General features: G+C 66.1%; 12 protein-coding genes and 1 other RNA gene. 10 read left to right on the top strand and 3 right to left on the bottom strand.

All coding sequences use genetic code 11. From position 1 onward, the window contains the following. Nucleotides 1-596: 596 nt before the first annotated feature. Nucleotides 597-1,919, bottom strand: a complete 1,323-nt coding sequence (locus GIW57_RS16880; RefSeq protein WP_236512032.1) for an aminopeptidase P N-terminal domain-containing protein — start codon at nucleotides 1,917-1,919, stop codon at nucleotides 597-599. Between the two features lie 5 nt (nucleotides 1,920-1,924). Then, nucleotides 1,925-2,473, bottom strand: a complete 549-nt coding sequence (locus GIW57_RS16875) for a YecA family protein (protein ID WP_089236676.1) — start codon at nucleotides 2,471-2,473, stop codon at nucleotides 1,925-1,927. A gap of 153 nt (nucleotides 2,474-2,626) precedes the next feature. On the opposite strand from GIW57_RS16875, the gene GIW57_RS16870 reads away from it, so the two are divergent. The 8 genes from GIW57_RS16870 to GIW57_RS16835 all read left to right on the top strand — a co-directional run bounded on the left by GIW57_RS16870 (nucleotide 2,627) and on the right by GIW57_RS16835 (nucleotide 6,882). Then, nucleotides 2,627-2,848, top strand: a complete 222-nt coding sequence (locus GIW57_RS16870) for a TIGR02449 family protein (RefSeq protein ID WP_025874200.1) — start codon at nucleotides 2,627-2,629, stop codon at nucleotides 2,846-2,848. After that, entirely contained in the window at nucleotides 2,845-3,141 is a 297-nt protein-coding gene (locus GIW57_RS16865) for a cell division protein ZapA (protein WP_025874199.1), read from the top strand. The genes GIW57_RS16870 and GIW57_RS16865 overlap by 4 nt, the downstream gene beginning before the upstream one ends. A gap of 97 nt (nucleotides 3,142-3,238) precedes the next feature. After that, a non-coding RNA gene (ssrS, locus tag GIW57_RS16860) (6S RNA) lies at nucleotides 3,239-3,424 on the top strand. Nucleotides 3,425-3,507: 83 nt separating this feature from the next. Further along, the gene (locus GIW57_RS16855) at nucleotides 3,508-4,101 is read left to right on the top strand and encodes a 5-formyltetrahydrofolate cyclo-ligase (RefSeq protein WP_236512030.1); all 594 of its coding nucleotides are present in this window, start codon (nucleotides 3,508-3,510) and stop codon (nucleotides 4,099-4,101) included. Then, nucleotides 4,098-4,577 (top strand): EVE domain-containing protein, encoded by a 480-nt coding sequence (locus GIW57_RS16850; RefSeq protein ID WP_236512028.1) that lies wholly within the window; start codon nucleotides 4,098-4,100, stop codon nucleotides 4,575-4,577. Before GIW57_RS16855 ends, GIW57_RS16850 begins: the two co-directional genes overlap by 4 nt. A 24-nt stretch (nucleotides 4,578-4,601) precedes the next feature. Further along, nucleotides 4,602-5,249: a ribose-5-phosphate isomerase RpiA gene (gene rpiA, locus GIW57_RS16845; protein ID WP_236512026.1), complete on the top strand. Its 648-nt coding sequence runs from the start codon at nucleotides 4,602-4,604 to the stop codon at nucleotides 5,247-5,249. A gap of 20 nt (nucleotides 5,250-5,269) precedes the next feature. Next, the gene (locus GIW57_RS16840) at nucleotides 5,270-5,716 is read left to right on the top strand and encodes a DUF192 domain-containing protein (RefSeq protein ID WP_100460250.1); all 447 of its coding nucleotides are present in this window, start codon (nucleotides 5,270-5,272) and stop codon (nucleotides 5,714-5,716) included. A 320-nt stretch (nucleotides 5,717-6,036) separates the two neighbouring features. After that, entirely contained in the window at nucleotides 6,037-6,882 is an 846-nt protein-coding gene (locus GIW57_RS16835) for a SirB1 family protein (RefSeq protein ID WP_089236681.1), read from the top strand. Nucleotides 6,883-6,945: 63 nt separating this feature from the next. Here the strand turns inward: GIW57_RS16835 and GIW57_RS16830 are convergent, their stop codons facing one another. Continuing rightward, nucleotides 6,946-7,170, bottom strand: coding sequence for a rubredoxin (locus tag GIW57_RS16830; protein ID WP_025874193.1), 225 nt, complete (start codon nucleotides 7,168-7,170; stop codon nucleotides 6,946-6,948). Between the two features lie 34 nt (nucleotides 7,171-7,204). Between GIW57_RS16830 and thiE the strand changes: the two genes are divergently transcribed. Together thiE and hemL are read left to right on the top strand one after the other, a co-directional pair. Then, on the top strand, nucleotides 7,205-7,840 hold the full coding sequence (gene thiE / locus GIW57_RS16825; RefSeq protein WP_236512024.1) for a thiamine phosphate synthase: 636 nt from the start codon (nucleotides 7,205-7,207) through the stop codon (nucleotides 7,838-7,840). 15 nt (nucleotides 7,841-7,855) lie between these two features. Next, a complete protein-coding gene (hemL, locus tag GIW57_RS16820; RefSeq protein ID WP_236512021.1) occupies nucleotides 7,856-9,145 on the top strand; it encodes a glutamate-1-semialdehyde 2,1-aminomutase in 1,290 nt (429 codons plus the stop codon). Nucleotides 9,146-9,250 lie beyond the last annotated feature (105 nt).

The following is a 9,250-nucleotide window of genomic DNA, read 5'->3' as shown; positions in this document are numbered from 1 at the left end:
ATAATGTAATTTATCACATGTTACTAAACGATCAGAGAATATATATGCCTTTATCTTTTTTTTTTTTTTTAAAAGAAAAAGACGGAATACGATATAAAGGGATCTGTCTGGGGGGCTGGGAGATGTGTAAAAGAGACACCCAAAACCCCACCCCGCCCCGCCTCTGACAGTTTCCGGGTGCGTCCAACCACGGAAAAGAAAAAAGAAAAGCAAAAAAGCAAAAGCGGGTCGCTCGCTGCGCTCGCTCTGTGTCGACCAAGGTCGACACCTACCAACAGCCGCGCGTCCCAACAACCGCCGTTACCAACAGCCACGCGAACCTGTCGAAGGCGGGGTACTGTGGGTTTGCGGGGTGTGAGCCGCATGGGCCCGAGGCATGCCTCGGGCGGGTTGGGCAGGACGCCCAACCCCGGTCTTGCCGTGTGCGCAGGACTGCGCACACGAGCAAGCGGCGACCAAGCCTACAAGGACGTACTTGCGGCGTCCCCGCAAACCCACAGTACCCCGCCATCCCACAGAATGCCGCTGTTGCGGTTGCGGTTGCTGTGGCTGTTGCCTCTGCAGGTGCAGGGCTGCAAGCCCTGCCGAAAATCCTCTTACCCCGCCATCAACGCTTCGATCTCGCCGGCGCTGCGCTCAAGGCCTTCGGTCAACACCCTATGCCCGTCGTCGGTAATCAGCACGTCATCTTCGGTACGGATGCCGATGCCGCGCCAGCGCGGTTCCACCGTCGTGTCGTCCACGCCGATGTACAGCCCCGGCTCGATGGTGAATGCCATGCCCGGCTCCAGCAGGCGCGAATCGCCGGCCAAGCGGTAATCGCCTACGTCGTGCACATCCAGCCCGATCCAGTGCCCGGTCTTGTGCCGGTAGAAACGCTGGTACAACCCTTCGGCAAGATTCTTTTCCAGCGCGCCCTTCAACAGGCCCAGCTGCAGCAACCCCTCGGTGAGGGTCTGTACCGCCGCCAGATGGCCCATTTCGTACGCTACGCCCGGTTTGGCCTGGGCCAGTGCCGCCGCCTGCGCCGCGCCCACCAGATCATGCAGCGCGCGCTGCTCGGCGCTGAAACGACCGTTGACCGGGAACGTACGGGTGATGTCACTGGCGTAGCCGCGGAACTCGGCACCGGCATCAATCAACACCAGTTCACCGTCGCGCGAACGCGCGTTGTTGTCGCGGTAATGCAGGATGCAGGCGTTGCGGCCGGCACCGACGATGCTGCAGTACGCAGGCACCGCGTCGTTGGCGCGGAACACCCGCTCCAGCTCGGCCTGCAGTTCGTACTCATGGATGCCGGCCTTCGCGGCCTGCATGGCGGCACGATGCGCCAGCACGCTGATATCGGCCGCGCGCTGCATCAACGCTACCTCGGCACCGGACTTGAACAAGCGCTGCTCGTGCAGCAGATGGCCCAGCTCCAGGAACTCATGCGGTGGCTGCGCACCATGGCGCACCTGCGAACGTACGCGGTTCACCCAGCCGATCAGCTTCAGGTCAAAGTCCGCATCGCGGCCGAAGTGGTAGTACACCCGCGACCGCCCTTCCAGCAGGCCCGGCAGGATGTCGTCCAGATCGGTGATCGGGTACGCATCGTCCATCGCGTACTGCGCCACGGCGCCGTCCTGGCCGGCGCGACCGCCATCCCAGGCTTCGCGCTCGGGATCGCGCTCGCGGCAGAACAGGATGGCTTCGCCGTGGCGGCGACCGGGAATCAGCACCAGCACCGCTTCCGGTTCCGGGAAACCGCTCAGGTACTGGAAATCCGAATCCTGCCGGTACGGATAATGGGTATCGAGGCTGCGCACCTTCTCCGATGCAGCCGGCAGCACCAGGATCGCGTCTTCGCCCGCCATGTCCATCAACTGCCGGCGACGACGCTTGTACTCGCCGGCAGCGATGCCGGTGCGCTGCTTGATATCCATCAGTTCAGGCGCTGCCGATGGCGCGCGGCCAGCACCACGTCACCGTGCAGCAGCAGCACCGCCACGCGGATGAACTCTTCGATCTCCGACAGGGCTTCGTCGTCATCGTCACCGCCAGCTTCGAAGTCCTCGCTCGAGGCACGGGCCAGGCTGGCCAGGTCGTTCAGTGCTTCCTCGCCTTCTTCGGACAGGGTCGGCCGGTGGCCGCCACTGCCCAGGCCGAAGCCGCCCAGGAAGGAACGGGTCCAGCTGAACATGGCGTCCGCCTGCGCGGCCACGTCGCTGCTGTCGGTCAACAGCAGCTCGAAGGCGAAGTCACGGTCTTCCAGCTGCTTGATGGTGGCCTCCAGCAACTGCGCCAGCGCACTGTCGGCAGCCACCTGCGGCAGATTGTCGTCGGCCAGCACGCGCGCCGGCCAGTCATTGCCGGGGGCACCGCCAGCGGCCAGCCAGCCGCACAGCCCGCCATGCAGCTCGGCAGCAGTGGCGCCCAGGCCCAGTTCCTGGCTGGCGCGGGTAACGTCGTCGACGGAGGGAAGTTCGGTCATCGTGCGGCTCGTTCGGAAGGGAAACTGCGGAGCGCGCACGCGCGCGCCCGTGAGCCGGGTAGTGTAGCAATGTGTCCGCCTGCGCTTCGTGGCCGCCGGGGCCTGCTGCGACAGTGCTTGACCGCCCTGACCCGGCTTGCCTATCGTGCGGACATGGAACCCGCCGATCCCCTTGCCCAGCTGCAGGCCTTCGCCGCCCGTGTGGAGGCGTTGCTCGACCGCAACCAGCGGCTGGCCGAGGAGAACCGCAGCCTGCGCCACCAGCAGGAACAGCTCGTGGCCGAGCGCTCGACGCTGCTGGCCAAGAACGAGCAGGCGCGTTCGCGGGTGGAAGCGATGATCACCCGGCTCAAATCCCTGGAGCAGCACACATGAGTGCCGAACCGGTCAGCGTCCGCATCCTCGACCGTGAATACACGGTTGGCGTCGGTGGCGATGAACGCGACAGCCTGATGGCGGCCGCCCGCCTGCTGGATGCGCGCATGCGCGAGATCCGTGGCAGCAACCGGATGGCCGCGGTCGACCGCATCGCGGTGCTGGCTGCGCTCAACCTGGCGCACGAACTGCAGCTGCTGCGCGACGAGAACGCCCGCCAAGCGGTGGCACTGCAGCAGACCCTGGCCGACCTGAACCGGCGCCTGGACCGGGCAATCGACAGCAGCACGTGAGAAGGGCGCGGAATGCGCCTTCTCTTTTCTGAATTGGCACGCACTGTTGCCGACGAACGGCCTACCCAGATCACGCCCGGTAGCTATAATGGCCACGCGTTCTCTGCGGTACTCGACGGCATGTGCAAACATTCGCCTTGTCCCTTAAGAACGACACCGGGAGCGCGACAGCGCCGGGAGTGCAGGTCCGCCTTGCAGCGGGAAGCCCGATGGTTCTCCAGCGTTCCCACTTGAGCCCCCGGGTTCAAGGTCGTTTCGCATGCATCGACATTGCGGAGAATGCAATATTCCAGCAAGGGCGGCGTCTTCGGGCGTCGCCCTTGTTCTTTCCGGCACAATGACGGCTGATCCTTGCCGCACGCTGCCATGACCGACCCGCGACAGGCCCTGCGCCACGACCTGCGGCAACGCCGCCGCGACCTCTCCGCCCCCGCCCGTATCGCCGCTGCCGAATCGCTGGCCGATGCACTGCTGACGTTGCCGTTCGCCCCGCACGAAGGCGCCGTGGCCGGCTACTGGGCGCTGGATGGCGAGATCGCCCTGCACCGCTGGCAGCTGCGGCTGCCCGACACGCTGCGTTACTGCCTGCCGGTACTGCACGGCGACGTGTTGCGCTTCGCGCCCTGGCGCCCCGGCCAACCGCTGACCAGCAACCGTTACGGCATCCCCGAACCGGACATCGCCATCGAAGACACGCTGGAACCGGCGCAGATGGCCCTGGTGGTGACGCCGCTGGTGGGCTTCGACGCACAGTGCCGGCGGCTGGGAATGGGAGGCGGCTGGTATGATCGCAGCTTCGCCTTCCGCCATGATCGGCCGGCGCCACCCTGGCTGGTCGGCGCGGCATTCTCGGTGCAGCAGGTCGAGTCCTTGCCGGTCGCGTCCTGGGACGTGGCGGTGGATGCGATCTGCACTGAAGCCGGCACCCTGCTCCCTTCCGCTGCCCCCGTGAACGCATGACCGCCCGCAAGCGCTACTGGCTGATGAAGTCCGAACCGGACGCTTTTTCCATCGATGACCTGGCCAAGGTCAAGGTTGAACCCTGGAACGGCGTGCGCAACTACCAGGCGCGCAATTTCATGCGCGACGGCATGCAGGTCGGCGACGGCATCCTGTTCTACCACTCCAATACCAAGGTGCCCGGTATCGTCGGCGTGGCCACGGTGGCCAGCGCGGCCTACCCGGATGACACCCAGTTCGATCCGGAATCCGACTACCACGACCCCAAGAGCACGCGCGAGAACCCGCGCTGGATGCTGGTGGACGTGGCCTTCGAGCGCAAGCTGAAGCAGGTGATCGCGCTGGACGAGATCAAGCTGCACGCCGAGGAACTCGGCGAAGGCTTCCCGCTGGTTGCCAAGGGCAACCGCCTGTCGGTGTTCCCGGTGACCGCCACGCAGTGGAAGCTGCTGCTGTCGCTGGAAAAGAAATCCTGATCCCCTGCCTGAGAGCTCCCCACAATGTCTGAAGCCAAGCGCCTGGCCGCCGAAAAGGCCATCGAGTACGTCGAAGACGGCATGATCGTCGGTGTCGGTACCGGCTCCACCGTCGCCTATTTCATCGATGCGCTGGCCCGCATCCAGCATCGCATCAATGGTGCGGTGTCCAGTTCCGAGCAGAGCACCGCGCGCCTGAAGCAGCACGGCATCGAGGTGATCGAACTGAACCACACCGGCACCCTGTCGCTGTACGTGGATGGCGCCGACGAGTGCGATGGCAACAAGTGCCTGATCAAGGGCGGCGGCGCTGCGCTGACCCGCGAGAAGATCATCGCCGAGGCCAGCGAGCGCTTTGTCTGCATCGTCGACCCGAGCAAGCAGGTGCCGGTACTGGGCAGGTTCCCGCTGCCGGTGGAAGTGATCCCGATGGCACGCAGTCTGGTCGCCCGCCAGATCCGCGACATGACCGGCGGCCAGCCGACCTGGCGCGAAGGCGTGGTGACCGACAACGGCAACCAGATCCTGGACATCCACAACCTGCAGATCACCGATCCGGAAAAGCTGGAGCGCGAGCTCAACCAGCTGCCGGGCGTGGTCTGTGTCGGCCTGTTCGCACGTCGCCGTGCCGATGTGGTGATCGTCGGCGGCGAGCCGCCGATCGTGCTCTGACCCTTCGAAGGACCCTGACGATGTCGTTGCTGCGCTCCCTGCTGATGCTTCCGCTGCTGGCCCTGGCCGGCTGCGCCACCGATGCCGCCCGCCACTGGGTGGAACTTGACGGTGCGCGCTATGTTGTTGAACTGGCCACCAACGATGAAACCCGTGCGCGCGGGTTGATGTTCCGCGACCAGATGCCCGAGGACCACGGCATGCTGTTCGTGCATGACCGCGAGGAAATGCAGGCGTACTGGATGAAGAACACCAAGATCGCGCTGGACATCCTGTACTTCGACAGCGAGCGCAAGCTGGTGAGCCAGCAGCGCGACGTGCCGCCGTGCTCGGCCGGCGACATGTGCCCCCCCTACCCCAGCGGTGGCCCGGCACGCTTCGTGCTGGAGCTCAACGCCGGCCAGGCGGAGAAGCTCAAGCTGAAGGATGGGACCGAGCTGACCTTCGGCCCGGGCATCGAGAAATAAAGGTTCTGCCGGGCTGCGCCCGGCCCCCGCCGGATCAACATCAAATGCAACTTCTACGCGTCCGAGGGATGGCGGGGCGATGTGGGCTTGCAGGACACGCCGTAAACCCATCCCTGGGGGCTCGTAGGCGCCATCCATGGCGCCTGCGGTCCTGCAAGCCCACACCGCCCCACCTCTGACAGTTTCCCGCTGCTGTTGGTGAGTGTCGACCTTGGTCGACACGGTAGATCCACGCCACGCGTGGATGGGGGAAATCGGTGGGATGAGAAATTCACGCCACGCTGCTTGAAACCGCCCACGATTGCCGCCAGTCTGTGGGCATGCAGGACCGGATCACACTCCCCGACTGGGATGCACTGGCCGCCTTCGACGACGAGGCGCTGCCACTGCTGCCGACCGCGCTGCTGATCGCGCGCGATGAATATCCCGATCTGCAGCCGTCGACCTACGATGCGCTGGTGCAGAGCCATGTCGAGCACCTGCGCGCCGAGGTGGACAGCATCGAGCACAGCCCGCTGAAGATGGCGGCCATCAACCGGCATCTGTTCGATGAGCTGGGCTACAGCGGCGACCATCAGGAGTACTACGACCCGCGCAACAGCTACCTCAACCAGGTGTTCGAGCGCCGTCTGGGCAATCCGATCTCGCTGGCACTGGTGCAGATGGAAGTGGCGCGACGGCTGGGCATTCCGCTGGACGGGGTGTCATTTCCCGGTCATTTCCTGGTGCGCCTGCCGGTCGACGATGGCGTGCTGGTGATGGACCCGTTCAATGGTGGCCGCCCGCTGGACGTGGACGAACTGCGCGAGCGCGCCAAGTCGCACCTGGGCGGGCAGATGCCCGACGACCAGGTGCTCGCGCAGATCCTCGATCCTGCACCGAGCCGCGCGATCCTGATCCGCATGCTGCGCAATCTGCATGGTGTCTATGCCGAGGCCAGCGAGTGGGACCGTGCCGCGCGCAGTGCCGATCGCCTGCTCAAGCTCGCCCCCGAACAGGACGACGCCCTGCGTGATCGCGGCCTGGCCTATCTGCAGCTGGACTATCTGGCCGGGGCCCGCACCGACCTGGGCCTGTACCTGAAGCGCAACCCCGAGGCCAGCGACGCGCAATGGCTGCGCGAGAAGCTGATTGATCTCGGCGGGCCGGCACCGCGGCTGCATTGAGTGAGGTTGTCGGGTGTGTGGACCAACGGTCCACACCCACAGGAGGGCCTGGCGGCACCTCCCTCAATCGATCTCGACCATCTCGAAATCGTCCTTGGTCACGCCGCAATCCGGGCATGTCCAGGTCTCGGGAATGTCTTCCCAGCGCGTTCCCGGGGCGATGCCCTCTTCCGGCAGCCCATCCGCTTCGCGGTACAGGAATCCGCAGACCACGCACATCCAGGTACGCAGGGTGGTGGGGGTGGCTTCGCTCATCGGATAATCAGGGCTGGATTCACGGGCCGCCATTGTCCCATCGCGGTCCACTCACCGGTAGCCATCGATGACTTCTGCTTCCCCGACGCCCCGCGGCGTCTACCTGATCACCCCGGATGAACCCGATACCGCCCGCCTGCTGGCGCGCACCGCGCCGCTGCTGGCCGCCGGTGCCACCTGGCTGCAGTACCGCAACAAAACCGCCAGCGATGCCCTGCGGCGGGAACAGGCCACGGCCCTGCAGGCCTTGTGCGCCGCCCATGGCGTGCCGCTGATCGTCAACGACGACCCGGCGCTTGCCCAGGCCATCGGCGCGGCCGGCGTGCATCTGGGAGGCACCGACGGTGACATCGGCGCCGCGCGTGCCCTGCTCGGCCCCGACGCCATCATCGGCGCATCCTGCTACGACCAGCTCGCCAACGCCGAGCGTGCCGTGGCCGCCGGCGCCAGCTACGTGGCCTTCGGCGCGTTCTTCCCCACCACCACCAAGGTCACCAACAGCCGCGCCCACGTCGACCTGCTGCGGCAAAGCGCCGCACTGGGCGTGCCGCGGGTGGCGATTGGGGGCCTGAGCCCGGACAATGTCGGTCCCATCATCGATGCCGGCGCCGATCTGCTGGCCGTGGTCAGCGGCATCTATGCCGCGCAGGACCCGGTCGCGACCCAGCGCGCCTACCTCGCCCGATTCGATACGCCGCAGTAATCCCCAGGAAACCCCATGAACCACGACCAGTCCCACGCCCTGTTCTCCCGCGCCCAGGAATTGCTGCCTGGCGGCGTCAACTCACCGGTGCGCGCGTTCAAGTCGGTCGGCGGCGAACCCTTCTTCGTCGAGCGCGCCGACGGCGCCTACCTGTACGACGTCGACGGCAACCGCTACATCGACTACGTGGGCTCGTGGGGCCCGATGATCGTCGGCCACAACCACACCGCCGTGCGCCAGGCAGTGAAGAAGGCGATCGACAACGGCCTGTCCTTCGGTGCGCCGTGCGCAGCGGAAGTGACCATGGCCGAGACCATCACCCGGCTGGTGCCGTCGTGCGAGATGGTGCGCATGGTGAACTCCGGTACCGAAGCCACCCTGTCGGCGATCCGCCTGGCGCGCGGTGCCACTGGCCGCAACTGCATCGTCAAGTTCGAAGGCTGCTACCACGGCCACGGCGACTCGTTCCTGGTCAAGGCCGGCAGCGGCATGCTGACCCTGGGCGTGCCGACCTCGCCCGGCGTGCCGGCCGGCCTGAGCGAACTGACCCTGACCCTGCCCTACAACGACTTCGAGGCCGCCACCGCCCTGTTCGAGGCCCGCGGCAGCGAGATCGCCGGCCTGATCATCGAACCGGTGGTGGGAAATGCCAACTGCATTCCGCCGCGCGCAGGCTACCTGCAGCACCTGCGTGCGCTGTGCACGAAGTACGGCGCACTGCTGATCTTCGACGAAGTGATGACCGGTTTCCGCGTTGCCCTGGGCGGTGCGCAGGCGTACTACGACATCACCCCGGACCTGACCACCTTCGGCAAGATCATCGGCGGCGGCATGCCGGTGGGTGCCTATGGTGGCCGTCGCGACCTGATGCAGCAGATCGCCCCGGCCGGCCCGATCTACCAGGCAGGTACGCTCAGCGGCAATCCGGTGGCGATGGCCGCCGGCCTGGCCATGCTGGAGCTGATCCAGCAGCCGGGTTTCCACGACGATCTGAGCGCGCGCGCCGCACGCCTGTGCGCGGGCCTGGAAGCTGCCGCCGCCGATGCCGGCGTGGCGGTGACCACCACCCAGGTGGGCGCGATGTTCGGGTTGTTCTTCACCAGCGAAAAGGTGGAGACCTATGCCCAGGCCACGGCCTGCGACATCCCGGCATTCAACCGCTTCTTCCACGCGCTGCTGGACCAGGGCGTGTTCCTGGCACCGTCGGCGTACGAGGCCGGCTTCCTGTCCAGCGCACACGACGATGCCGTGATCGAGGCCACGCTGGCAGCGGCGCGCGTGGCGTTCAAGGCGGCCAAGGGCTGAGATCGGGCCTGGTAGGTGCCGACCTTGGTTGGCATTGCCGTGGCACGGCATCCACGCGTGGCGTGAATCTACCAGGCTGCGTGCGGCGTTCCACCTGTAGAGCCG

Source organism: Stenotrophomonas sp. PA-6-5C (assembly GCF_021605635.1).
In the GTDB taxonomy this organism is placed as follows: Bacteria; Pseudomonadota; Gammaproteobacteria; order Xanthomonadales; family Xanthomonadaceae; genus Stenotrophomonas; species Stenotrophomonas lactitubi.
Note: the sequence above shows the minus strand (reverse complement) of the source record. Positions and strands in the feature narration are given on the sequence as shown.